Annotated in this window: 19 protein-coding genes; 6 read left to right on the forward strand and 13 right to left on the reverse strand. The window is 70.8% G+C overall.

Annotated elements, in window-relative coordinates:
- The first annotated feature begins 237 nt into the window (after positions 1-237).
- Positions 238-2763, forward strand: coding sequence for an ATP-dependent Clp protease ATP-binding subunit (locus ACIRPT_RS14820; RefSeq protein WP_403498792.1), 2526 nt, complete (start codon positions 238-240; stop codon positions 2761-2763).
- A gap of 353 nt (positions 2764-3116) precedes the next feature.
- Here the strand turns inward: ACIRPT_RS14820 and ACIRPT_RS14825 are convergent, their stop codons facing one another.
- Together ACIRPT_RS14825 and ACIRPT_RS14830 are read right to left on the reverse strand one after the other, a co-directional pair.
- Positions 3117-5168, reverse strand: coding sequence for an NACHT domain-containing protein (locus ACIRPT_RS14825; RefSeq protein ID WP_403826981.1), 2052 nt, complete (start codon positions 5166-5168; stop codon positions 3117-3119).
- Between the two features lie 23 nt (positions 5169-5191).
- Positions 5192-8425, reverse strand: coding sequence for an NACHT domain-containing protein (locus ACIRPT_RS14830; RefSeq protein WP_403826983.1), 3234 nt, complete (start codon positions 8423-8425; stop codon positions 5192-5194).
- A gap of 499 nt (positions 8426-8924) precedes the next feature.
- Between ACIRPT_RS14830 and ACIRPT_RS14835 the strand changes: the two genes are divergently transcribed.
- Complete coding sequence (locus ACIRPT_RS14835) at positions 8925-9629, forward strand: M23 family metallopeptidase (protein ID WP_403826985.1); 705 nt, start codon at positions 8925-8927, stop codon at positions 9627-9629.
- Here ACIRPT_RS14835 and ACIRPT_RS14840 read toward each other — a convergent pair.
- Positions 9611-10225 (reverse strand): TetR/AcrR family transcriptional regulator, encoded by a 615-nt coding sequence (locus ACIRPT_RS14840; protein WP_403498785.1) that lies wholly within the window; start codon positions 10223-10225, stop codon positions 9611-9613. The two genes, ACIRPT_RS14835 and ACIRPT_RS14840, sit on opposite strands and share 19 nt — an antisense overlap.
- Positions 10226-10390: 165 nt before the next feature.
- On the opposite strand from ACIRPT_RS14840, the gene ACIRPT_RS14845 reads away from it, so the two are divergent.
- Entirely contained in the window at positions 10391-12025 is a 1635-nt protein-coding gene (locus ACIRPT_RS14845) for an MDR family MFS transporter (protein ID WP_403826987.1), read from the forward strand.
- Positions 12026-12113: 88 nt separating this feature from the next.
- Here ACIRPT_RS14845 and ACIRPT_RS14850 read toward each other — a convergent pair whose 3' ends face one another.
- The 3 genes from ACIRPT_RS14850 to ACIRPT_RS14860 all read right to left on the reverse strand — a co-directional run bounded on the left by ACIRPT_RS14850 (position 12114) and on the right by ACIRPT_RS14860 (position 14837).
- Positions 12114-12410 (reverse strand): DUF397 domain-containing protein, encoded by a 297-nt coding sequence (locus tag ACIRPT_RS14850; RefSeq protein ID WP_403826989.1) that lies wholly within the window; start codon positions 12408-12410, stop codon positions 12114-12116.
- Positions 12382-13242 (reverse strand): helix-turn-helix domain-containing protein, encoded by an 861-nt coding sequence (locus ACIRPT_RS14855; protein ID WP_403826991.1) that lies wholly within the window; start codon positions 13240-13242, stop codon positions 12382-12384. The genes ACIRPT_RS14850 and ACIRPT_RS14855 overlap by 29 nt, the downstream gene beginning before the upstream one ends.
- Positions 13243-13346: 104 nt before the next feature.
- Positions 13347-14837 (reverse strand): PLP-dependent aminotransferase family protein, encoded by a 1491-nt coding sequence (locus ACIRPT_RS14860; RefSeq protein WP_403826993.1) that lies wholly within the window; start codon positions 14835-14837, stop codon positions 13347-13349.
- A 97-nt stretch (positions 14838-14934) separates the two neighbouring features.
- Between ACIRPT_RS14860 and ACIRPT_RS14865 the strand changes: the two genes are divergently transcribed.
- Positions 14935-15672, forward strand: a complete 738-nt coding sequence (locus tag ACIRPT_RS14865) for a YitT family protein (RefSeq protein ID WP_403826995.1) — start codon at positions 14935-14937, stop codon at positions 15670-15672.
- On the opposite strand, the gene cseC is transcribed toward ACIRPT_RS14865, so the two are convergent.
- From cseC to ACIRPT_RS14890, 5 genes are all read right to left on the reverse strand, one after another.
- Positions 15650-16951 carry a two-component system sensor histidine kinase CseC gene (gene cseC / locus ACIRPT_RS14870; RefSeq protein ID WP_403826997.1) on the reverse strand — a complete coding sequence of 434 codons (1302 nt, stop codon included), beginning with the start codon at positions 16949-16951 and terminating at the stop codon, positions 15650-15652. The genes ACIRPT_RS14865 and cseC overlap by 23 nt on opposite strands.
- Before the next feature lie 8 nt (positions 16952-16959).
- Complete coding sequence (gene cseB, locus ACIRPT_RS14875; protein WP_403826999.1) at positions 16960-17670, reverse strand: two-component system response regulator CseB; 711 nt, start codon at positions 17668-17670, stop codon at positions 16960-16962.
- A 9-nt stretch (positions 17671-17679) separates the two neighbouring features.
- Positions 17680-18318 carry a hypothetical protein gene (locus ACIRPT_RS14880; RefSeq protein WP_403827001.1) on the reverse strand — a complete coding sequence of 213 codons (639 nt, stop codon included), beginning with the start codon at positions 18316-18318 and terminating at the stop codon, positions 17680-17682.
- Positions 18319-18476: 158 nt separating this feature from the next.
- Positions 18477-19028: a SigE family RNA polymerase sigma factor gene (locus tag ACIRPT_RS14885; RefSeq protein WP_403498771.1), complete on the reverse strand. Its 552-nt coding sequence runs from the start codon at positions 19026-19028 to the stop codon at positions 18477-18479.
- 301 nt (positions 19029-19329) lie between these two features.
- A complete protein-coding gene (locus ACIRPT_RS14890) occupies positions 19330-20286 on the reverse strand; it encodes an A/G-specific adenine glycosylase (protein WP_403498769.1) in 957 nt (318 codons plus the stop codon).
- A gap of 207 nt (positions 20287-20493) precedes the next feature.
- Here ACIRPT_RS14890 and ACIRPT_RS14895 point away from each other — a divergent pair, with 207 nt between their 5' ends.
- Both ACIRPT_RS14895 and ACIRPT_RS14900 read left to right on the forward strand, forming a co-directional pair.
- A complete protein-coding gene (locus tag ACIRPT_RS14895; protein ID WP_403827003.1) occupies positions 20494-21003 on the forward strand; it encodes a pyridoxamine 5'-phosphate oxidase family protein in 510 nt (169 codons plus the stop codon).
- Positions 21004-21372: 369 nt separating this feature from the next.
- Positions 21373-22188, forward strand: a complete 816-nt coding sequence (locus ACIRPT_RS14900) for a hypothetical protein (protein ID WP_403827005.1) — start codon at positions 21373-21375, stop codon at positions 22186-22188.
- A 106-nt stretch (positions 22189-22294) separates the two neighbouring features.
- Here the strand turns inward: ACIRPT_RS14900 and disA are convergent, their stop codons facing one another.
- Together disA and radA are read right to left on the reverse strand one after the other, a co-directional pair.
- A complete protein-coding gene (gene disA, locus ACIRPT_RS14905) occupies positions 22295-23416 on the reverse strand; it encodes a DNA integrity scanning diadenylate cyclase DisA (protein ID WP_403827007.1) in 1122 nt (373 codons plus the stop codon).
- 141 nt (positions 23417-23557) lie between these two features.
- The gene (gene radA, locus ACIRPT_RS14910; protein ID WP_403498763.1) at positions 23558-24961 is read right to left on the reverse strand and encodes a DNA repair protein RadA; all 1404 of its coding nucleotides are present in this window, start codon (positions 24959-24961) and stop codon (positions 23558-23560) included.
- Positions 24962-24980: the final 19 nt, after the last annotated feature.

Here is a 24980-nt window from a genome sequence, read left to right on the forward strand (position 1 = left end):
TCGCCACGGGCGTAGTGGCGAAGAGCGTATATGCCTGGCCTGCGGGAACATCGTCTCGCACCATCGAGTTGGAGCAGATGTCAGCTGTTCGGCAGTAAATTTCCCCGCCGGAGCGGGGGTGATCCGGACGGGTGTCGGCAGTTGGAATGAGCTGTCCCGCCCCGCGGGACTAGCATGCGGAAGGACAGGGAGGGGATCGTCCCCGATCTTTCTGACCGCTCTGAGGAGCGATTAACGATGTTCGAGAGGTTCACCGACCGCGCGCGGCGGGTTGTCGTCCTGGCTCAGGAAGAAGCCCGGATGCTCAACCACAACTACATCGGCACCGAGCACATCCTCCTGGGCCTGATCCATGAGGGTGAGGGTGTCGCCGCTAAGGCCCTGGAGAGCCTCGGGATTTCGCTCGAGGCGGTCCGCCAGCAGGTGGAGGAGATCATCGGGCAGGGCCAGCAGGCTCCGTCCGGGCACATCCCCTTCACCCCCCGTGCCAAGAAGGTCCTGGAGCTGTCGCTCCGCGAGGCCCTCCAGCTCGGCCACAACTACATCGGTACGGAGCACATCCTGCTCGGCCTGATCCGCGAGGGCGAGGGCGTCGCAGCCCAGGTCCTGGTGAAGCTGGGCGCCGATCTCAACCGGGTGCGGCAGCAGGTCATCCAGCTGCTCTCCGGCTACCAGGGCAAGGAAGCCGCCACGGCAGGCGGCCCCGCCGAGGGCACGCCCTCGACGTCGCTCGTCCTGGACCAGTTCGGCCGCAACCTCACGCAGGCCGCTCGCGAGACCAAGCTCGACCCGGTCATCGGGCGCGAGAAGGAAATCGAGCGGGTCATGCAGGTGCTCTCCCGCCGTACGAAGAACAACCCGGTCCTCATCGGCGAGCCCGGCGTCGGCAAGACGGCGGTCGTCGAAGGACTGGCGCAGGCCATCGTCAAGGGCGAGGTGCCCGAGACCCTCAAGGACAAGCACCTCTACACCCTCGACCTCGGCGCCCTGGTCGCCGGCTCCCGCTACCGCGGTGACTTCGAGGAACGCCTGAAGAAGGTCCTCAAGGAGATCCGCACCCGCGGCGACATCATCCTGTTCATCGACGAGCTCCACACCCTGGTGGGTGCGGGCGCCGCCGAGGGCGCGATCGACGCCGCCAGCATCCTCAAGCCCATGCTGGCGCGAGGCGAGCTGCAGACCATCGGTGCCACGACGCTCGACGAGTACCGCAAGCACCTGGAGAAGGACGCGGCCCTCGAGCGCCGCTTCCAGCCGATCCAGGTCGCGGAGCCGTCGCTGCCCCACACCATCGAGATCCTCAAGGGCCTGCGGGACCGCTACGAGGCGCACCACCGCGTCTCCATCACGGACTCCGCCCTGGTCGCGGCGGCCACTCTGGCCGACCGCTACATCTCCGACCGCTTCCTGCCGGACAAGGCGATCGACCTGATCGACGAGGCCGGCTCCCGCATGCGGATCCGCCGCATGACCGCTCCGCCGGACCTGCGCGAATTCGACGAGAAGATCGCCGATGTGCGCCGGGAGAAGGAGTCCGCGATCGATTCGCAGGACTTCGAGATGGCCGCGGGCCTGCGCGACAAGGAGAAGCAGCTCCTGGCCGCGAAGACCAAGCGGGAGAAGGAGTGGAAGGCCGGCGACATGGACGTCGTCGCCGAGGTGGATGAGGAGCTGATCGCCGAGGTCCTGGCGACGGCGACGGGCATCCCGGTCTTCAAGCTGACCGAGGAGGAGTCGAGCCGCCTGCTGCGCATGGAGGACGAGCTCCACAAGCGCGTCATCGGCCAGAAGGACGCCATCAAGGCGCTCTCCCAGGCCATCCGCCGTACCCGTGCCGGCCTGAAGGACCCGAAGCGCCCCGGCGGTTCGTTCATCTTCGCGGGCCCGTCCGGTGTCGGTAAGACGGAGCTGTCCAAGACGCTCGCCGAATTCCTTTTCGGTGACGAGGACGCGCTGATCTCCCTCGACATGTCGGAGTTCAGCGAGAAGCACACGGTCTCGCGGCTGTTCGGTTCGCCTCCCGGTTACGTCGGCTACGAAGAGGGCGGCCAACTCACCGAGAAGGTGCGCCGCAAGCCGTTCTCCGTCGTGCTCTTCGACGAGGTCGAGAAGGCCCACCCGGACATCTTCAACTCCCTGTTGCAGATCCTGGAGGACGGTCGCCTGACCGACTCCCAAGGCCGGGTCGTGGACTTCAAGAACACGGTCATCATCATGACGACCAACCTCGGCACGCGGGACATCTCCAAGGGCTTCAACCTCGGCTTCGCGGCCCAGGGCGACACGAAGTCCAGCTACGAGCGGATGAAGAACAAGGTCAACGAAGAGCTCAAGCAGCACTTCCGCCCCGAGTTCCTCAACCGTGTCGACGACACCGTCGTCTTCCACCAGCTGACCGAGGAAGACATCATCCAGATCGTCGACCTCATGATCGCCAAGGTGGACGAGCGGCTCAAGGACCGCGACATGGGCATCGAGCTCAGCGGCGAGGCCAAGTCGCTGCTGGCCAAGCGCGGGTACGACCCGGTGCTCGGCGCCCGTCCGCTGCGCCGCACGATCCAGCGCGAGATCGAGGACGCCCTCTCGGAGAAGATCCTCTTCAGCGAGCTGCGTCCGGGCCACATCGTGGTCGTCGACGTCGAGGGCGAGGGTGACACCGCCAAGTTCACCTTCCGCGGCGAGGAGAAGTCGGCGCTGCCCGACGCCCCGCCGATCGAGTCCGCCACCGGCGGCTCGGGCCCGAACCTGAGCAAGGACGCGTAAGGCGCCCCGTCCGACGGGAACGTCGGACGGAAACGTCATACGGGAACTGCCCCGGAACCGCTTGCGGTTCCGGGGCAGTTTTCGTTGAGCGGGCGGTGGGTGGGGGTGGGGGGTAGGGGAGGCGGGGCCACTAGGGGGTGGGCGAACGGATCCCCTAGGGGACACGGACGCCCCCTGCGGGTCCACAACGTCGGGGTGACGGATAGTTATTCCCGTTGGGCGCAACGTGATTGAGGGGGCGGGAGAGGCTCGGCCGGTCGGCCGGTCTTCCGGTCAGCCAGTTAGTTGGTCCGCCGGTCCGCCGAGCTACCAGCGCCGGCCGGTCGGCTCCGGTGCGTCGGCGTCGAGGGCGGCTAGAGCTGGAGGACGCGGATGCCGTCGGGGACGCCCGTTACCGGGGGGATGCGGCGGCCGATCTGGAGGGTGTCCAGCTTGGGGAAGGCCGACAGCCACTCCATGGAGACGCCCAGGTCATAGGCGAGCCAGAGGCGGGTGAGGCCGTCGGCCGGGGCGATGCCCTCGATCAGCTGGTCCGGCGTGAAGTGCCCGGAGATCCGCAGATGCGGACGGCCGCCCAGCCGGCGCAGCGCATGCAATTCCCCGATATCCGCCACCGGGAAATACAGCTCGGCCGGTTCCAGATGGGCGATGATCTCGCGGGCGTAGCGGGCGGTGTCGTAATGCCGCCAGGCCCCGGCGAGCTGCGCCCGTACGGCGTGGTGCGGGTGGTCGCGCAGCCCCGCCAGATAGTCGATCGCCATGTCGTCCGCGATGGAGGTGGCGGTGATGGCGAGGAGATACGCCTCGTCGTCGGAGGCGTGGGCGGGGTCGGGGAGCATTTCCAGGACGATCGGCCCGATCCAGCCCAGGGCGCGGGCCGCGGACGGGGTGCCGGGCCGCACCATGTCCCGGGTGAAGCGCTGCACGCGCGCCCGGACCGCCGGGTCCAGCTCGGTGGCGTGTTCCAGGCAGGCGGCCGCCAGCAGCTTGCGGTGCCGGGCCTCGGCCGCCCGGACGGCCGCGTGCGGGGCCAGCAGGCCGTCCAGGAGCGCCGCGCACTCGTCGGGCCGGGCCAGGGCCACGGCCATCCGTATGACGTCCTCCCAGGCGTCGTGGTGGGCGTGGTCGAGGAGCAGCGCGAAGTCGTGCCGCTGGACGGTCGCGCGCGCGGAGAGATAGTCCTGGAAGGTGCGGTGGACGAAGTCGACGGTGCCGGGGGTCGGCTCGCGCAGCAGTCCGGTGCGGTTGAGGAGATGGCGGAAGACCTCTTCGGGGCCGCCTTGGCGGGCGGCGTCGGGTATGGCCGGCAGATGCTCGGCGAGGGTCGCGATGGCGGTGTCCCGGTCCATCTCCGAACGCCCGTTGATCAGCATCCAGTGGGCGAGCTTCTGCAGCAGCTGGATCTTGGGCTGCCGGGTCAGCTCGACGCCGTCGGTGGCCACCATCGCCCGCTCCCGGTCGCGGCGCTCCAGCAGCATCGACAGCGCGGCGTCGTAGAGGTCCTTGCGCCCGTTGGGCAGATATCCGCGCCGGTCGCGGTGCAGGGCGCACAGCAGCCCGCACATCAGCGGATTGGTGGCGAGCCGGCCCAGGTCGCGGGTGATGCGTACGGCGTTGAGCAGCGTGTGCTCGTAGTGCCCGAGCCGGTCGAGGTCGGCGGGGTTCTGCTGGGCGGCGGCCCGGTGCCAGCGCTGGATGAACGCGGCGACGTCCTCCCGGCTCATGGGCGCCAGGGAGAGCTCGGTGAAGCCCTCGGCGGCGAGCCAGTTGTCCGGTACGGCGGAGGGGCGGGAGGTGACGACGCAGACCGTGCCCGGGTAGCGGGCGGTCCAGTCGCGGAGGCGTTCGCGCACCTCCTCGCGGGCGCTCTCGGGCGCTTCGTCGATCCCGTCGATGAGGAGGAGGGCGCGGCCCTGGCTCAGGACGCGCTCGGCCCAGCCGGGTGGCTGGGTGGCCGCGTCGGGGGAGCCGGTGGCGGCCAGGAAGGCGGCCGGTTCGGGGAAGCCGTCGCGGGCGAAGCGGCGTACGGGCAGCAGGAAGGGCACCCGGCCGCGGAGCCCGGCGAGGGCTTCGGGCAGCTCGTCGCGGGCGGTGGCGACGGTCAGCCACTGGAGGAGGGTCGTCTTGCCGGAGCCGGCGACGCCGCGGATGAGGATGCGGGGGCGGTCGGCGAGGGCCTGTTCGGCGGGGGTCGGGGGCTCGTCGCCCGCGGACTGGGTGGCCGGGTCCGGCTCGCACTGGAGGCCCAGGTAGGCGGCGTCCAGGGGCCAGCTGTCGGGGGAGTGGGCGAGGTCGATGCCGAAGATGGTGAGGTGGTTGTGGGTGGTGGCGGTGGAGTGGGCGTAGTGGCTTTCGAAGGTGGAGTCGGGGTCGGTGGTGTGGGGGGTGATGTGGGTGGGCTCCATGGGGTTCCCCGTAGTGGCTGTGGTCAGGTGCGGGGGCGCGGGTAGAGGGTGAGGCTGATGTGGGGTGGGAGCGAGCCGGGGTTGGTGGGGTGGAGGTAGGAGAGGTAGATCTCCCGGAGGTCGGGGAGGGCGGCCAGAGGGGGGAGGGTGATGGGGTCGCCGGTCATGCCGTACAGCTGGAGCTTCCGCAGGTGGGGGAAGGCCGGGAGGACGGTGTGCAGGATGCGGAGCAGTTCGGGGACGGGGCGGTGGTGTGTGTTGAGGAGGCTGAGTTCGTTCACCTGCGGGAGCTGAAGGCCAGGCGGAACGTGCGGTCCGCTGCCTCCGGTTTCCAGACCGAGCGAAAGACTCTCCAGCGTGGCGAGGCCGGCGAGGGCGCGCCATTGATCACCGGTGAAGTCGTCGGCCATTCGGCGCAGTTGGAGGTGTGTCACGTAGGGCCAGGACGCTACGTGGGTGAAGTCGGAGCCGACCGGGTGCCACAGGATCAGCGTCTTGAGCGGGGCGTCCGCGGGGAGGAGCGTCAGGGCTTCCGGTGGGAGCGGGGCGCTGAGCAGCAGGTTGTCGAGGTGGCGCAGGCGGTCGATTCCCCGCGGGATGCGCACCCCGCTGGATTCGCCACCGCTGACGGACAGCTGCCGCAGGGGCAGGTCCGCGAGCGCGGAAACGCTCTCCACCGCGGGGCAGTTCTGGAGGTTCAGCGATTCCAGCGCCCGGAACTCCCGGAGGAAGCCGAGGTCGTTCATCTCCGGGTTGTCCATGAGGGTCAGGCGCGTGAGGGACCGCCGGTTCAGGCCGTCGAGGAGCGCCCGAGCGGTCACGGGGCCCGTGACGCTGAGGGACGGCCGTTCGCCGAGGGTCTTGAGGGCGGCCATCTCGGCGGGGGTGGTGACGGTGAGCTGCTCGTGGTGCGGTAGATGCCGGAGGACCTCCTCGGCATAGCTTTCCGTGTCGAACGACGGCCAGGAGAGCGCCATTTGGAATCGCACGTTGGGGGAGGGGTGCTCCCGGAACGCCTTCACCACTTCCTGAGCGGCGGGCGAGCCGATCCGCGCGGCGGTCGCCACCACCTCCCTCGCCTCGTCGTCGTCCAGGCCCTCCGGCCCCGGCAGCAGCTCCAGGGCCAGCGGTCCCACCTCGGCGAGCAGCTCCGATTCCTCGCGGCTGCGCGGCGGCAGGATCGACTTCGCGCGTGCCTGCACCTCTTCCCGTACGGCCGGATCCAGCTCGGTGGCGTGTTCCAGGCAGGCCACGGCGAGCAGATGGACGCGCAGGCGGGTGCGGGTGCTGCGGATGCCGTCGCCGTGGGCGATCATCGCCCGCAGGATCTCCGCGCGTTCGCGTGGCCTGGCGTGTGCCACCGCCATCCGGATCACGTCTTCCCACTGGGAGTCGACGGAGTGCTCCACCAGCAGTCCGAAGTCGCCCTCCTCGACGGCGGCCCTGGCTCCCAGGTAGTCCTGGAAGGTGCGGTGGATGAAGTCGACCGCCCCGGGGGTGGGTTCGCGTAGCAGCCCGCAGCGCAGCAGCAGGTGACGGAAGACGGCCGCGGAGTTGCCCTGTGCCGCCGCCGCGGGCACCGACGGCAGCGCGTCGCCGATGATCCGCTCCGCCCGTTCGCGGACCAGTTCCGTGCGGCCGTTGCGGATCAGCCAGTAGGCGAGCCGCTGCAGCAGCTGCACCTGCGGCTCGTCGGCCAGTTCGATGCCGGTGGGCGCGCCCATGTCCCGTTCCCGGTCGCGGCGGGAGAGCAGCATCCCCAGCGCGGCGTCGTACAACTCCTTGCGCCCGTGCGGGAGATAGCCGCGCCGGTCGCGGTGGAGCGCGCAGATCAGCCCGCACATGAGGGGGTTGGTGGCCAGCTGGCCGAGGTCCTGTTTGGTGCGGACGGCGGTGAGCAGGGACTGCTCGTACGCGTCGAGGCGGTCGGTGTCGTCGGCGTCCTCCCGCGCCGCTGCGTGCCAGCGGCCGATGAACGCGGTCACTTCCTCGCGGCCCATCGGCGTCAGCGTCAGCTCGTCGAAGCCGTCGGCGGCGAGCCAGTCCTCGCGTACGGCGGAGGGGCGGGTGGTGACGAGCCAGAGGTTGTCCGGGAACGCGTCCAGCAGGTCGCGCAGCCAGTTGCGGGCGGGCCGGCGCTCGCCCTCGGGGATCTCGTCCAGGCCGTCGACCAGGAGGAGGCCGCGGCCGGAGGTCAGGACGCGCTCGGCCCAGCCGTCGGGCTGGGCGCCGGAGACCGGGCAGCCGACGGCGGACAGGAAGCGGTCGGGGGTGGGCAGGGCGGCGCCGGAGCGGGTGAGGGTGCGTAAGGGGAGGACGAAGGGGATGCGGCCGTGGAGGTGGGGGAGGGGGGTGTCGGCGGGGTCCTTGGCGCAGGAGACGGCCAGCCACTGGATGAGGGTGCTCTTGCCGGAGCCGGCGACGCCGCGCAGCAGGACCCGGTCGAAGTCGGCGAGGGCCTGGTCGGCGGGTTGCGGGGGCCGGGGCGGGGGGCCCTGAAGAGCGTCGACGCCGGTGATGTCCCTGGTCAGCGGCGTCCGCCCGGCCGTCGCGCCGAGGCTCAGATAGGCGGAGTCCAGCGGCCAGCGGTCCGGGGAGTGGGCCAGATCGATGCCGTAGATGGTCAGCCGGCTGTGCTTGCGGGCGATGTAGGTGAGATAGCTCCGCTCGAAGGCGGTGTCGGCGGTGCGCGGCGACGGATGGCCCGCGAGCAAGGAGTCGATCTTGGCGATCGCGCCGTCCAGGCTCCGGCTCTGCTCGACGAGGGTGCGGGCCACGAACGTCGACCGCTGGGTGAAGAAGTGCACGATGTGCAGGCAGGCCGTGCCGAGCAGGGTGTGGTGGAGCAGCTCGGCGTCCCGGGTGAGGCCGCGGGTGGCGTGCGGGGCGGCGGCCATCAGGTGGTCCGCGAGGACGCTGTGGCCGAGGAGGACGGCCTGTACGTCGTCCATGGCGAGTTCGCCGAGGCCGCTCAGTGTGGTGGCCAGGGCATCGGCCACGGCCGTTTCCTCGTCCTCGGGGAACGGGCGCTCGCCGGGGCGGGCGGTGCGTAAGGACCTGGACACCAGCTCCGCCGCGAGTTTGTGCAGGTCTTTGGCGGTGAGGGTGCGTTTCTCGCCTTTGAAGGACACCAGGCCGGAAATCCGTACGGGCCCGGAGGCGAGCCCGGCGCCCGGCCCCTCCTTGACGAACAGCTGCTTCACGAGGGGCGCGACCACGCTCGAGGCGAGCCGTATGCCGAGTGCTGACGGTTCCATCGTGCGGGCGGCCTCCCCCGTGGCTGCTGATGTCGTCGCAGCCAGGCTACGCGTCCGGGGGCGCACGGGTGGGCAATTCGCGTAATTCTCGGGATTTCAGGTAACCCGCGTCACGTTGCCCAGGTCACAAAGAAAGCCGTGGATCTTATTCGGCGGTGACATGGCGCACACGGTATTTGCGGCCTACTAGAGGAATTAGGGGAGCGGTCCGGCCGCGCGACCGGGGGTTTGCCGTATGGAGCGGCCGGTGACCGGCGGTAGTTGCGGCCTGAGGGAAAGCCCAGGTCAGATGCTCTGTTGGGGTGCCATGGCGCCGTCGGAGGGCGGGTTCCGTCGCCTCGCAATGGCCTGAATTACACCTGTCCTGATACGAGATCGGGTAGTAGCAGGGGCCGCTTGGCGGGTCGTCGAATGCGGGTTACCAATGAATGGCCAACCCGGTCCGCAGCCGGGAGAAGCCAATCAATTCTTGATTCCAGATCGCTGGAGGAAAACCCGCATGTCCAAGTTCACCGCCATTCGTAATTCCAAGAACTCCGCGAAGAAGTCCGTGCTGCGCAATCGCGTCGCCGTTGTGGCCGGCGGTCTCGGTATAGCCGCCGCGCTGGGCGCCGGTGTCGCCAACGCCGCCGAGTCGGGTCTGATGAGCCTGTCCTCGAACATCGGCACCACGGTCAGCAACCAGGCCGCCGCGCAGGCCAAGGCCGTCAAGGACGCGAAGGTGGCCGCGGCGAAGGCCAAGGCGAAGGCCGTGCAGGCCCGGAAGGACGCGGCCAAGAAGGCCGAGGCCTGGGTCAAGCCGGTCGACGCGTACACGCTGGGCGAGCCGTTCGGCATCGCCGGCAGCCACTGGTCGCACAAGCACAGTGGCCAGGACTTCGTCGTGCCGACCGGCACCCAGGTCCACGCCGTGCATCACGGCACCGTGGTCAAGGCCGGCCCCTGGGGCGGCGGCGACGGCCCGGCGTACGGCAACGCCGTCGTGATCCAGCATGAGAACGGCACGTACACCCAGTACGCGCACCTCTCACAGATTCAGGTTCAGGTCGGCCAGCAGGTCGTCACGGGCCAGCAGATCGGGCTCTCCGGCAGCACCGGTAACTCCACCGGCCCGCACCTGCACTTCGAGGTCCGCACCGGTCCCGACTACGGGACGGGCGTCGAGCCGACCGGATTCCTGCGGGCTCACGGCGATTCCGTCTGAGCTGAATCCGGCCGGACTGGCCGGCGGTTCGGCGGGTTTGCCGCCGTGACCAGTTCTGTGGCGACCTCGAGGATGGCCTTGCGCTTCTCCTCGGGGTCGCCTTCGAGGCTCTGCATCGCGAACATGCCCGCGTGGATGGAGAACAGCGCCGTGATGCAGCGCACCTGATCCGTCAGCTCCGCATCGGGCTCCCTGAGCAGACCGAAGAGGGCGTGCATGCGCTCCTTGAAGGTGTCGCCGATGGCGAGGTCCCGTACGGTCGCCTGGTTTTCCTGCATGAAGCGGAAGAGGGGTTCGGCGTTGCGCAGCGATTCGCTGTAGCGGCGGATCACTTCCTGCTTGGTGGCGGCGGTGCGGGGCTGCGTCCCGGCCCAGGCGATCAGCTCGTCGATCGGACCGCGCAGGTCCTCGAACAGGCTGATGACGATGTCTTCCTTGGTCTTGAAGTGGTAGTACAGCGCCGCCTTGGTGACCTCGAGCTGCTCGGCGATCTCGCGCAGCGAGGTCTTCTCGTAGCCCTGCTCGGAGAACAGTCCCAGAGCGACGTCCTGAATGCGCTGGCGGGTGTTCCCCCGGCGCGTGTGCGGTGTGCTCATGGAGTTCTCCTGCGTGGTTGCTGCGTGGTTGTCGCTGGTCGGAGGGCTGCCCGGAGGGGTGCCAAAGAAACTTACTTGACGCCCGGCTAGTTAGCCGCTTACCTTTCCCACTGTACTGAACTAGCCGGGCGGCAAGTAAGTAGGAGTACGGGAGTGAGGACGGGGATGTCGCAGAAAGCGGCCCCAGCGGGGGACAAACAGGCAGCAATACCCAGCGCGGCGGACGGGGGGAAGCGGCCCGCCAGCGTGCGGGTCGTGCTGTTCGCGCTGATGATCGCGATGCTGCTCGCGATGCTGGACAACATGATCGTGGGTACGGCGATGCCCACCATCGTCGGCGAGCTGGGCGGCATGGACCACCTGTCCTGGGTGGTCACCGCGTACACGCTCGCCACCGCCGCGTCGACCCCGATCTGGGGCAAGCTCGGCGACATGTACGGACGCAAGGGCGCCTTCCTGACGTCCATCGTCCTCTTCCTGATCGGCTCCGCGCTGTCCGGCATGGCCCAGGACATGAGCCAGCTGATCGGCTTCCGCGCCGTCCAGGGCCTGGGCGCGGGCGGTCTGATGGTCGGCGTGATGGCGATCATCGGCGATCTGATTCCGCCGCGGGAGCGCGGCAAGTACCAGGGCATGATGGCCGGCGTCATGGCCGTCGCGATGGTCGGCGGTCCGCTGGTCGGCGGCACCATCACCGACCACCTCGGCTGGCGCTGGACCTTCTACATCAACCTGCCGCTCGGCGCGATCGCGCTCGCCATGGTCACCGCCGTACTGCATCTGCCCAAGAAGCGGGCCCGCGGCCGGATCGACTATCTGGGCTCGGCGCTGCTGACCATCGGCATCACCGCGCTCGTGCTGATCACCACCTGGGGCGGGACCGAGTACGACTGGCTCTCCGGGCAGATCCTCGGCCTCGGCGCGGTCGGCGTCGTCGCGCTGGTGGCCTTCGTCTTCGTGGAGCGCAAGGTCAGCGAGCCGGTGCTGCCGCTGCACATCTTCCGCAACGGCAACTTCTCGCTCATCACCGTCATCGGCTTCCTGGTCGGCTTCGTGATGTTCGGGTCGATGACCTTCCTGCCGCTGTTCCAGCAGAGCGTGCAGGGCGCCTCGGCCACCAACTCGGGGCTGCTGCTCCTGCCGCTGATGGGCGGCCTGCTGGTGGTCTCGCTGATCGCGGGCCGGGTGACCACCCAGACCGGCAAGTACAAGATCTTCGTCGTCGGCGGCGGGGCGCTGCTCACGGCCGGGCTGGCGCTGCTGTCCCTGATGGACACCGAGACCACCCGGCTCACCTCCAGCCTGTACATGATCGTGCTGGGCGCCGGTATGGGCTTCCTGATGCAGACCACGATGCTGGTCGCGCAGAACAGCGTCGAGATGAAGGACCTGGGCGTCGGCTCCTCGTCGGCCACCCTCTTCCGTACGATCGGCGGCTCCTTCGGCGTCGCGATCCTCGGCGCGATCTTCACCAACCAGGTGACGGCGACGATGGTCGAACGGCTCGGCAAGGCCGGCGGGAAGATGACCGGCGGCGGCGCCCAGATGGACCCGAAGAACCTGTCCAAGCTCCCCCCGCCGATCAAGGACGCGTATGCGCACGCGGTGGCCAGCGGCTCCCACCAGGTCTTCCTGTGGGGCGCGGTGATCAGCGTCATCGGCTTCGCGGCGGCCTGGTTCCTCAAGGAGATCCCGCTGCGGGGCGGCCCGGCGGCCAAGTCGCCGGAGGCCCCGGGAACGGACGCGGATGCGGATGCGGCGGCGGCCGCGGAGCGGATGCCGGTGGTGGAGGCCGTCTGATTCGGCCCCGCCCGTCGGCGCACGGAACGGCCCCCCCTGGTGCGGGGGCCGTTCCCGTATGTGCGGAGTGCGGAGTGCGGAGCGCCGGTCAGGCGCCGTGCGGGTCAACGTCCTTGACGGCCGACACGAACGCCGACCAGCCGTCGGCCGGGATGACGAGCACCGGCCCGTGCGGGTCCTTGCTGTCGCGGACGGGGACGAGGCCGGGGAGGTCGTCGCGGACCTCGATGCATTCGCCGCCCTCAGCATTGCTGTAGCTGCTCTTGCGCCAGGTGGCGGCCCCGAGGAAACCCTCGGCTACCTCGATGCAGTTGCCGCCGGTGGCGTTGCTGTAGCTGCTCTTGCGCCAGAACGCATTACTCAAGTCGAGCCCTGTGCTTGCCATTTCGGTAGTCCTCTGCCGCTTCTTTGATCAGAGTCAGGGACGTCGCAGGTGGCAGTGCAGCGGCCCTGAGCAGATCGTACGACTCCCGGTACTGCTTCACGAGCGGTGGATAGTCGATGAGTTGGCCGGTGTGCAGGCTCTCCGCGTACACCACTGGAGCCGCGTCGACGAAGTCCATGACCCGCAGCTCACCCGTCATGAATGCGTGGATGCCATCGGATTCCGGGAGGATCTGCAGAATGGAGTGCGTGGTCTCGACCACCTCCGCGATGTGCTCCAGCAGTGCCGCCATCTGCTCGTTCGGGAGAGTCCGACGGCGGATCAGTGACTCATCAAGGATCGCCCAGAACTTCGGGGCGTTCTCACCCTCGAAGACTGCCGCGCGAGACATTCGGGCGGCAACCCGTTTTTCGACCTCTTCGTCCGATGCCCGAGGCATTCCGGTCCGTACGACGGTGCGGGTGTAATCCGGCGTCTGCAGCAGACCGGGAACGAGCATCGGCGCCCACTCCTCGATGGTCTCCGCGCGCTGCTCCATCTCCAGGACGTCCGCGAAGTACTCCGCATGCCCGCCCTTGCGCGCCTTCTGTGCGTCTTCGCACCGGCGCTCGAAAAAGCCGTTCGTCCCCAGCACGTTGTCGACGTGGACGGCCAGATCCATCGGCATCGCCCGCTCGCCCCGCTCGATCTGGCTGAGGAACGAGAGGCCGCGGAAGCTGCCCTCCACCAACTGTTCCAGCGTCAGTCCCGCTGCTTCTCTCAGGTAGCGCAACTCGGCGCCGTAGAAACACGGGACGCTCATCGAAGCGTCGGGATCTTTCCGAGGAGGCATAACTCACCGCCGCTGCTTGCAGGTTGCCCGGCGCAACCCCGTTCCCCCGCACGCTACGCGGACCCACTCCCCTCCGTGACGGGTTGTGGACAACCCGTAGCCGCTCAGGCGACCCAGTGCGGCCGGCGGGTGGCGGCGGAGGAGGGGAGGCCGTCGGCGAGGGCGGTGGCCATGCGGTGTACGGCCTCGCGCAGGGCGTCGGGCGGGGTGGTGTACGGGATGCGGAGGCGCTGTTCGAAGACGCCGGGGTCGCTGGCGAAGTGGGCGCCGCCCTCGATCCGTACGCCGTAGTCCAGCGCCCGTTCGGTCAGTGGGGAGGCGATGGGCTCGCCCATGTCGGCCCACAGGGACAGGCCGCCGGGCGGCAGTTGCCAGGTCCACTGCGGGAGGTGTTCGGTCAGTGCGGCGGCCAGCGCGGCGCGTTGGGTGCGCAGCTGGTCCAGGCGGGACGGCAGCAGTTCCTCCAGTCGCGCCAGGAGGTCGAGGGCCAGGAGCTGGTCCAGGACCGAGCCGCCCATGTCGGCGGCGACCCGCTGGCCGGCGAGTTCGGTGACCAGCTGCGAGGGGGCGCGCAGCCAGCCGATGCGCAGGCCGCCCCAGTGGGTCTTGCTCATCGAGCCGATGGTGATGACCTGGCCGCTCCCGCCGGGTGCGGCGTGGGAGGCGAAGGGCGGTGCGGCGGGGACGTCGAGGGCGAGGTCGGCCAGGGTCTCGTCGATGACCAGCCAGGTGCCGGAGCGCTGGGCGGCGCGCAGGATGCGGACGCGCTCGTGGTCGGGCATGAGGCAGCCCGTCGGATTGTGGAAGTCCGGGATCAAATAGGCGAGTTGGGGCACCACCTGGCGCAGGGTCGATTCGATGATCTCGATGTCCCAGCCGGTTTCGGTCACCGGGACCGAGGCGGTGCGGAGGCGGGCGCGGCGCATCGCGTCCAGTGCGTTCGGGTAGGACGGATTCTCGACCACGACCCGGTCGCCGGGTCCGCACAGGAGCCCCAGGATCAGCGTGAGCGCGTGCTGAGCGCCGGAGGTCACCAGGATCTGGTCGGGCATGGTGGCCAGCCCCCGCCGGGTGAACCGCTCGGCGATGGCGGCGCGGAGTTCGGGCAGGCCGTACGGGTGGTAGCCGGGCGTGGGCGCGTGCTCGGCCAGCTGGGGGGCGACCCGGGCGAGCGCGTCGCTGAGTACCTGCTCCGGCAGTCCGGGGGCGGCCATGGACAGGTCGATTGCCGTGTCCGGCGGGCCGAGGGCTCGTGTGACGCGGCTGGGGGTACGGCCTTCGGGGAGGGCCGTCCAGGTGCCGGAGCCCTGGCGGCTGCGCGCATAGCCGCTCTCGCGCAGCAGGTCGTACATGGCGGTGACGGTGGCCCTGCTGGTGTTCAGGGCGGTGGCCAGTTCCCGTTCGGCGGGGAGCCTGACGTGCAGCGCGATCCGTCCGTCCAGGATCAACGCGCCCATCGCCCGGGCCAGATGACGGTAGGCGGGCCGTGCCTCCGCGGGGTCGGGCAGCAGGGCGGCGAGCTGCCGGCTCCCCAGGGTCCGGCCGCTGCGGTCCGTCCTGGCCGCCGCCGGCGGGATCCGATGCGCGTCGGCCATGCCACTCTCCCCGGATTGGCCATGCTGTCTGGGCCAATCACTGTACAGACTCGCCGCCAATGGCCTGGAAAGGCCCGAGCACCCCGGTGGCGTCGGCATGGAGCAGGAGATCGAGGACCGAAGTACCCGCCCGGAGGTCCTGCCTCCCCTCACCTACGTTCCCCTGGGTGAGCGTCCGCTGCGTCGTCTTCCCCAACTGCTCATCGGGCTCGCCCTGTACGGATTCAGCCTCTCGGTCATGGTCCGGGCGGCGCTGGGCGTCAACCCGTGGAGCGTCCTGTACGAGGGGGTGGCGCGGCACACCTCCCTGAGCTTCGGCACGATCAGCGCCGTCCTGGGTGTGCTCGTGCTCCTGCTCTGGATCCCCCTCAGGCAGCGGCCGACGCTCGGCACCTTCGCCAACATCGTCGTCCTGGCGCTCGCATCGGATCTCGGCCTCGCGCTCATCCCCGCGCACCTCGGCCTCCCGGCCCGGGGCGGCCTGCTCGTCGGGGGCGTCCTGCTCAACGGACTGTCCGTCGCCGTCTACGTCGGAGCGCGCTTCGGACCCGGGCCCCGGGACGGGCTGATGACCGGTGCGTCCGCCGCAACCGGGCGTTCCCTGCGGTTCGTCCGCACCCTGATCGAGATCACCGTGCTCGCCGTGGGCGGGCTGCTCGGGGGGAGCGTGGGCGTCGGCACGGTGCTGTACGCGGTCGCGGTCGGACCGGTCACCCAGTTCTTCCTGGTCCGGTTCGTGTACAGGAGCGCCGGGAGCCGGGCCGTCGGCGAGCGAAGGCCTCGGCGGGCCGGGGCCCTTGGCGAGCCGGGTCTCAGCGCTCGGGAAGGTGGATGACGGGGAAGCTGCCCGTACTCGTCGGCGCGTTCTCCGGCAGCCACAGCACCGACACCGCGCCCGTCGAGTCGTCCGCCAGCTCGTCGGCGTTGCGGAAGGTGAGGCGGGCGCCGAGGACGCGGGCCTGGCCGGCGGCGATGGTCAGGCCGAGGCCGTGGCCGCGGCCGGCGCGGTCGCTGCTGCCGGTGCGGAAGCGGCTCGGGCCCTCACGGAGCAGCGCTTCGGGGAAGCCGGGGCCGTGGTCGCGGACGCGCAGGACGCGGCCCTCGACGGTGACCTCGATGGGCGGCTTGCCGTGCCGGGACGCGTTGGCGATCAGGTTGCCGAGGATGCGTTCCAGGCGGCGCGGGTCGGTGGTGACGTCCGCGTCGCGCACGATCTCGACGGTGACGTCCTGGCTGAGGGCGCGGACGCGGCGGCTGACGAATTCGCCCAGCGCGACGTCCTGGAGCTCGGCGCGCTCGGCGTAGCCGTCGAGGCGGGCCACTTCGAGGACGTCCTCGACGAGGGTGCGCAGCGCCTGGGCGCGGTCGCGTACGAGCTCGGAGGGGCGGCCGGGGGGCAGGAGTTCCGCGGCGGTGAGGAGGCCGGTCACCGGGGTGCGGAGCTCGTGGGCGATGTCGGCGGTGACGCGGCGTTCGGCCTCGATGCGCTGCTGGAGGGCGTCGGACATGGCGTCCACGGCCCAGGCCAGATCGTCGGTCTCGTCGCGGACCCGGCCGCCGACCTCGTCGCGGATGCGGACCGAGGTGTCGCCCTCGGCGAGCTTGCCCGCGGCGGCGGCCGCCTTGCGCAGCCGCTGGGAGAGCCGCCCGCCGATCAGTACGCCCAGTGCGCAGCCGCCGACGACGACCGCGGACGAGCCGATCAGCAGCGCCCGGTCCAGGTCGTCCAGGACGGTGAAGCGGTCGAAGAAGGGGTCGTGCAGGGACAGCACCTGGCCGTTGCCGAGCGGGGTGGCCGCCCACACCTCGGGCGCGTGCTCCCCGTCGTCCTGGACGTAGGTGGCCCGCTCGCCCTCGGCGATCTCCTTCTTGAGGGGCTCCGGCAGCGCCGGGTCGTCGATGCGGGCGCCGAACTGGAGGCGGTTGCTCGACCGGAAGATCTTCTCGGTGAAGTTGAGCCGCTCGACCTGCACGTCGCGGCTGCTGTCGAGCATGGAGTGCCGGGCGGCGTTGTGCACGACAAGGCTCAGCGCGATCGCGACCAGCGCTCCTACGAGCGCGATCGCCGCGCTGAGCTTCCATCTCAGACCCGTGCGCAGGGCCAGCCTGACCACCGGGGGTGTCAGCCTCTCAGCTTGTAACCGAAGCCGCGGACCGTCTCGATCCGGTCCTGGCCGATCTTGCCGCGCAGCCGCTGGACGTGGACGTCGACGACGCGGGTGTCGCCGCCCCAGCCGTAGTCCCAGACCCGCTCCAGGAGGCGGTCGCGGGAGAGGACCGTACCAGGGGCGTTGGAGAATTCGAGCAGCAGTCGCATTTCGGTGGGGGTGAGGGCGACGTTCTCGCCGGCCTTGCGGACCTCCATGCCCTCGGTGTCCACCTCGAGGTCGCCGAAGCGCAGAACGGCCTCGGCGGGCCCGTCCCCGTCCGACGCGCCGCCGTTGTTGCCGTCCGGGCCGCTGGCGTGGCCGAAGCGGCGCAGTACGGCGCGGATCCGGGCGACCAGAACGGCGCCGTCGAAGGGCTTGGTGACGTAGTCGTCGGCGCCGGCCTCCAGGCCGAGGACCACATCGATGGAGTCGGCGCGCGCCGAGAGCATGATCACCGGGACCGTGGACTCGTCGCGGATGCGGCGGCACAGGCTGACGCCGTCCAGGCCCGGCACCATCACATCGAGCAGGGCGATGTCCGGGCGGTCGGCGCGGAACGCCTCCAGCCCGGCCAGCCCGTCGGGCATGGCGGTGACCACGAAGCCGTCCCGTTCCAGGGCGAGCTGGGTGGCCTCGCGGATCACGTCGTCGTCCTCGACGAAGAGCACATGGGTGTCGGCCATGCCGTTGTCTCAACCCTCCGATCCCGTGCCGTCGACGGGCACGGGCGCGTCATCGACGGTGGTCTTGCTGTAGTCGGTGTGGGACTTCTCGCCGTACGGGGTGAAGCGGTCGTCCGACCAGCGGTACGTCAGGACGTCCTCGCCCGATGGGCAGCACACCTGGTCATCGGCGTCATAGGTCTGCACGGAGACCTCCAGGCCTCCCTTGTTGACCCCGGCGGAGACCGACGGCTGCTCATTGCGGTACACGTTGTCATACCCGCCGTCGCTCTGTTTACGGAACACATAGGCGCCGAGGCCGACGGAGTCCGCGCAGGTCATGACGTTGATGATGACGTCGGGGGCCTTGTTGCCGGTGAGGGAGGCATAGGTCACCTCGACCGGGTACTCGTCCGCCGCGCAGGGCTTGGCGAGGGACTTCTTCACATCCGTGCCGACCTTGGGGTCGTGCTTGAGCAGCTCGACCGCGTCGACCTTCTTGTAGCGGCCGGCCGGGGAGGGAACGGGGGAGGCGCTCACCGCGCCCTTGGGTGCGGGCGTGCCGGTGGCCGAGCCCTCGGTCCGTACGCCGTCGCCACCGGGATTGCATCCGGCCAGCAAAAGGCCGACGGCGGCCACCCCCGCCGTGGCCGCGCCGCCTTTGGTCAACCCCCCGGTCAACCTGTTCCTGGACAATCCGCTCCTGCTCACCGTGCCGCTCGCACAGCCGCTGGTCCCGCCGCTGCTCGTGTGGAGATTGTCGCGCGGGATGCTGTGAGCCGTACCGCGCGTGCCGTAGGCCTTCCTCAGGATGCCCGAGCCTCGGCTCAGGCCGCGCACCGCTCCCGGTCCCGGTCGCCGCGCTCCAGCATCCGCGCGTCGATGTCGCGCATCTCCAGCTCCTGGCGGAGCCGGGCGAGCGCCCGGTGCAGCGTGCTCTTGACCGTCCCGGTGGACATGCCCAGCGCCGCCGCGGTTTCCTCCGTACTCATCTGCTCCCAGTGTCGCAGCACGACGACGCTGCGCTGCTTGGGCGCCAGCACGCCGAGGATGTCCATCAGCAGGGCCCGGTCGGCGCGCTGCTCGGAGCCGTCGTCGACGCTCGCGTCGGGGAGCTGCTCGGTGGGCACCTCCTCCAGCTTGCGGGCGCGCCACCACTCCGTACGGGTGTTGATCATGACGCGGCGGAGGTAGGCGTCGGCCAGCGACTTGTCCGCGATGCCGTCCCAGCGGCCGTAGGTGCGGACCAGGGCCGTCTGGAGCAGGTCCTGGGCGTCGACAGGGTCCGGCACCAGGCGCCGGGCGCTGCGCAGCAGGGCCTCCTGCCGCGTACGCACATACTCTTCGAAGTCCAGTACCTTGCCGCCGCTGGTCGCCATCTCCGACGCCTCCGATCCGCTTGCGTTCCCCACGTTGACTGCGCTGGCGGTCATCTCCAGCACGAGGAAGACGCTACGGAGGGGGTGTTGCGACGTAATGTGCGTCGCCCCCACAGCGAATGCACGGAAAACCTGCGGTTGTGTAACAGCCCGCCAGGGGTCATACCTTGGGCGGACGCCGGGCCGCTGCGGGTCATACTCCGGGGGGACAAGGGCACCCGCCGAAAGGTCTACGGCCCCAATCAAGCGCATTCAAGCCAGATTGGGGCCGTTTTCAGTCACATGGTGACGACTTCGGTCGTTACGCGTGCGGCAGCCGGTACCGGCCCCCGCCCAGCGGCTCCACCAGACCGTCCGAGACCAGCCCGTCCAGCGCACGGGCGCGCTGCACCGGCTCGTCCCACACCGCGTCCAGCACCTGCTGCGGCACCGGCGCCACCGCCTCCCGCAGCACGGCCAGCAGCTTGCCGCGCACCTGGCGGTCGGTGCCGGCGTACGTCTGGGTGCGCCGCGGCGGCCCCTCGTGCGCCGGCGACCCGGCCAGCCGCCAGGCGCACTGCGCCGCGATCGGGCAGCGGTGGCACTCCGGGCCGCGCGCCGTGCACACCAGGGCGCCCAGCTCCATCGTGGCCGCCGCCCAGCGCGCCGCCAGCTGCTCGTCCTCGGGCAGCAGGGCGCGGGCGAGCTTGCGCTCGGCGGCCGTGGTGGCGTTCGGCGGGTACTGGCAGCCGCTGACCGCGCGGGCGAACACCCGGCGCACATTGGTGTCCAGCACCGCGTGCCGCTGCCGGTACGCGAAGGACGCCACGGCCGCGGCGGTGTACTCGCCGACGCCGGGCAGCGCCAGCAACTGGCCGTGCTCGCGCGGAACGTCACCCCCGTGCCGCTCCTGTATGGCGGACGCGGCCGCGTGCAGCCGCAGCGCGCGCCGTGGATAGCCGAGGCGGCCCCAGGCGCGCACCGCCTCGCCCGGCGCCTCGGCGGCCAGGTTGGCGGGGCGCGGCCAGCGGGCCAGCCACTGCTCGTACACCGGCAGCACTCGGCTGACCGGCGTCTGCTGCAGCATGAACTCGCTGACCATCACGCCCCAGGCACCCGCCTCGGGGCGGCGCCAGGGAAGATCACGGGCGTGCTCGTCGAACCAGTCGGTGACCGGGCCGTGCAGCGCGGTCCCGTCGGCGGCCTCCGCGGCCGAAGCGGCGGAGGTGGTCTCGGCGGCGGCGGTCATGGCAGTGGATGTGGCAGGCGTCGAAGTCATGGCACCACCGATCCTGGCACGCTCACGCCCGCCCAAGAAACGCCCGGGCCCCGTGCCGCCCGCGCCCACTCGCACGCGGGACGGCCCGGTACGTACGGGTGGCCGCTACCGGCGGTACGCGGGGAAGCGGTCGGGAGGGAGTCAGGAGGGGGCCAGGAGCGAATCACAAGGCAATCAAGAGGGGGCAGGAAGGAAGAGGATGTGGTCATGAGCGAAGAAAATGCGGTCACAAAGGACAGCGCCTGCCCGGCGGACATCCGCCGGGCGCTGGCCGCCCATACGACGATGACCTTGGCGTATGTGGACGCGGACGGGCCGCAGGCGGCCGCGGTGCTGTACGCGCCGGACGTGGACGCGGGACCGGTCCTCTACTTCGTCACCTCGACCGGCACCCGCCACGGCCGGGCCCTGGCCGGGCCCGCGCCCGCGACCGGCGGCACGCGCGTCGCCTTCACCGCACAGCGCGACGGCCAGGAGTGGAGCGGACTGACCGGCCTTCAGGGGCGGGGCCACTGCCGGCCACTGGGGGACGACGAGCGGGCGGCGGGCTGGCGCGTCTACACCGAACGCTTCCCCTTCGTCGCCGACAGCGAGCCGCTGCGCGCGGCCCTGGAGCGGACGACGCTGTGGGAGCTGCGTCCGGACTGGCTGCGGCTGATCGACAACGGCCGGGGATTCGGGCACAAGGAGGAGTGGCGGCGCGCCGGGGCCCCGTAACCGGCGTTCATGACCAGGAGGCCGGCCGTTCGCGGGGGTACTCACGCGCTCGGCCGCGGGATCTCCCTGCCGTTCCTCCCGCGGTTCCTCCCGCGGTTCCTTCTGCGGCTCCTCCCGCGGTTCCTTCGCGGGGAAATCCGCCGCGTCATGCGCGCGCCCTTCACCTGACCGTTCGCAAGGTCGTTTTCGGTGCGCAAACGTCCGGAACGCGCGGCGCGCGGCACATCGGGTGTGATCGGGCCGGATCGGGCGGCAATGCCCCATGCCGGGTCCCCGACGGGCCGTTTCCGGGCCGATGATGGGAAAAGTTGCAGCGTCATGCGGCGGGTACTGGCCGGTCTGCGCGCCGATCTCTCGTAGAGTTTCCGCGTGGGATCACTGCGCAATCCGATCGGGCCGCTTCCCTCCTCCATCTACTGGCGGCGGAGGGCCGTTGCGCTGGCCATCGTCGCACTGCTCGCCCTCATGGTGGTGTGGGTCCTCAACATGGGCGGGGACGCCGAGCAGGCCGGCGGCAAGGAAGGCAAGGGCAAGGCGCACGGCTCGGGGCCGGCGACCTCCATCACGCCGGGGCCCTCCGGCAGCGGGCCGGCGATCAGTCAAAAGCCGGGCGGACGCGGGGGATCGGGCGGCGGCGAGTCGGGATCGGACGGCTCGGGCGGTGCGGGCGGATCGGACGACGGCGACAAGGGTTCCGGCGGCGGTTCGGATGCCGGCGGCCCGGACGGCGGGCCCATCGGTCACGGCACGGGCGGCAAGCTCGTACCGGCCGGCTCCTCGCTCCTCAACTGCACCACCAGCGGCGCCGAGTTGACGCTCCGCAGCGTCAAGGACACCTACAAGCCGGGTGAGAAGCCGGAGTTCGAGCTGACGGTCAAGAACTCCGCGGGCTCCGCCTGCAAGGTCGACCTGGGCCGTAAGGCCGCGGTGCTGACGATCAAGGACTCCGCGGGCGATGACCGGGTGTGGGCCTCCAACGACTGCCCCGCCGGCACCAGCCCCGCCCTCCTGAAGGTCCCGGCGAAGGGCTCCGTGGAGCGCACCGTCGAGTGGGACCGGCGGGCCAGCGCCCCGCAGTGCGCGACCCCGAGCGCGGCGGCGGTGCCGGCCGGGAAGTACGTCATCGAGGCGAAGGTGCCGGGGCTGGATCCGGCGGAGGCGAAGTTCACGCTCGCCAAGGGCTGAGCGGGCCCCCCGGGGGGCCGGACCGACGGTGGCCGCGAGGGGCGGCCACCGCCATGCGAGGCGCCGGGTTCAGACGTACCGCTGCGGCCTCAGGCGTACCGCTGGGTCAGACGTACCGCTCCAGGATCGACGACTCCGCCAGGCGCGACAGGCCCTCGCGGACCGAGCGGGCGCGGGCCTCGCCGACGCCGTCGACGGCCTGGAGGTCGTCCACGCTGGCCGCGAGCAGCTTCTGAAGGCCGCCGAAGTGGTCGACGAGGCGGTCGATGACCGTGCCGGGCAGGCGGGGGACCTTCGCCAGGAGGCGGAAGCCGCGCGGGGAGACCGCGGAGTCCAGGGTCTCGGGGGCGCCGCTGTAACCCAATGCGCGGGCCACGGCGGGGAGTTCGAGGAGCTCGGTGTGGCTGAGCGAGTCCAGTTCGGCGAGCGCCTCGGCGACCGTGCGGGAGCGCTTGGCGGTCGGCTCGGGGACGTAGTCGCGGACGACCAGCTCGCGCTCGGGCTCCACGCCGGCGATCAGCTCGTCCAGCTGGAGGGAGAGGAGGCGGCCGTCGGTGCCGAGCTCGACGACGTACTCGGCGATCTCCGTGGCGATGCGGCGGACCATCTCCAGGCGCTGGGCGACGGCGGTGACGTCGCGGACCGTGACGAGGTCCTCGATCTCGAGGGCGGAGAGGGTGCCGGCGACCTCGTCCAGGCGGAGCTTGTAGCGCTCCAGGGTCGCCAGGGCCTGGTTGGCGCGGGAGAGGATCGCCGCCGATTCCTCCAGGACGCGGCGCTCGCCGTCCACGTACAGGGCGATCAGGCGCATCGACTGGCTGACCGAGACCACCGGGAAGCCCGCCTGGATGGAGACGCGCTGGGCCGTGCGGTGACGGGTGCCGGTCTCCTCCGTGGGGATGGAGGCGTCCGGGACGAGCTGGACGCCGGCCCGCAGGATCTTGGTGATGTCCTTGTCGAGGACGAGGGCGCCGTCGAGCTTGCACAGTTCGCGCAGGCGGGTGGCGGTGAATTCGACGTCGAGGACGAAGCCGCCGGTACACATCGACTCGACGGTCTTGTCCCAGCCGAGGACGATCAGGCCGCCCGTATTGCCGCGCAGGACGCGCTCGAGGCCGTCGCGCAGGGCCGTACCGGGCGCGACGGCGCTCAGTGTGGCGCGCATCAGGCGATCGGTGCCGGAGCTCCCGGACCTGCCGGGAGCCGATGCCCGGTCGTTGGCTGCCACTGCACTCCTCCGTCGCAAGGTCAATCGGTCCGCAGGCCGCCCGGCCCGTGCTGGGGTGACGTACTCAGCGAGGGTACGCCGGGATCACAGTCGGTAACGCGACTGCGGTGACGGGCGAGACCAGGGCAAAGTCTACCGGCGTTACTCCTGATCCTGTGGTGCCTCCCGCCGCACCCGCTTGGGCAGCACGCTCAGCGCCTGTCCGACGTCGGCGACCTCGAGCACCCGCATTCCGTCGGGGATCTTGCCGGGGTCGGAGGGGACCAGGGCGTGGGTGAAGCCGAGCCGGGCCGCCTCCGACAGCCGGCGCTGGACGCCGGTGACGCGTCTGACCTCGCCCGCGAGGCCCACCTCGCCGATGGCGACCAGGTTCTTCGGCAGCGGGGTGTCGCTGGCGGCGCTGGCCAGCGCGAGGGCGACGGCGAGGTCGGCGGCGGGCTCGGTCAGCTTCACGCCGCCGACGGTCGCGCTGTAGATGTCCCGCTTGCCCAGGGCGCTGATCCGGCCGCGCTGCTCCAGGACGGCCAGCATCATCGAGACGCGGGAGGTCTCCAGGCCGGAGGTCGTGCGCCGGGGGGAGGGGATCTGGGAGTCGACGGTCAGCGCCTGGACCTCGGCGACCAGGGGGCGGCGGCCCTCCAGGGTGACCGTCAGGCACGTACCGGGCACCGGCTCGTCGCGGCGGGTCAGGAACAGGCCGGAGGGGTCGGCGAGGCCGATGATCCCCTCGTCGTGCAGCTCGAAGCAGCCCACCTCGTCGGTGGTGCCGTAGCGGTTCTTGACGCCCCGGACCAGGCGGAGACGGGCATGGCGGTCGCCCTCGAACTGGAGGACCACGTCGACCAGGTGCTCCAGGAGGCGGGGGCCCGCGATGGCGCCGTCCTTGGTGACATGGCCCACCAGGAGGGTGGCCATGCCGCGCTCCTTGGACGCCCGGATCAACGCGCCGGCCACTTCGCGGACCTGGGCCATACCGCCCGGCGCCCCGTCGATCTCGGGGGAGGCGACGGTCTGGACGGAGTCGAGGACGAGCAGGGACGGCTTGACCGTGTCCAGATGGCCGAGGACGGCGGACAGGTCGGTCTCGGCGGCGAGGTAGAGATCGTCGTGGAGGGCGCCGATGCGGTCGGCGCGCAGCCGTACCTGGCTCGCGGACTCCTCGCCCGTGACGTAGAGCGTGCGGTGATCGCCGCTCGCGGCCTTGGCGGCGACGTCCAGGAGGAGCGTGGACTTGCCGACGCCCGGCTCGCCCGCCAGGAGGACGACGGCGCCGGGGACCAGCCCGCCGCCCAGTACGCGGTCCAGCTCGGGCACGCCCGTGGAGCGTGCGGTGGCCTGCCTGCCGTCGACCTGGGCGATGGGCACCGCGGCGGTGGTGACCCGGCCGGGCGCGGTCGTACGCACCGCGGGGGCGCCGCCGAACTCCTCGACCGTGCCCCACGCCTGGCACTCGGGGCAGCGGCCGAGCCACTTCGCGGTGGTCCAGCCGCACTCGGTGCAACGGTAGGAGGGGCGCTCCTTGGCCGACGTTTTACGGGTTGCCATGGGGTCACCGTATCGGCGG

This window comes from Streptomyces sp. NPDC101227 (assembly GCF_044767545.1).
Classification (GTDB): domain Bacteria; phylum Actinomycetota; class Actinomycetes; order Streptomycetales; family Streptomycetaceae; genus Streptomyces.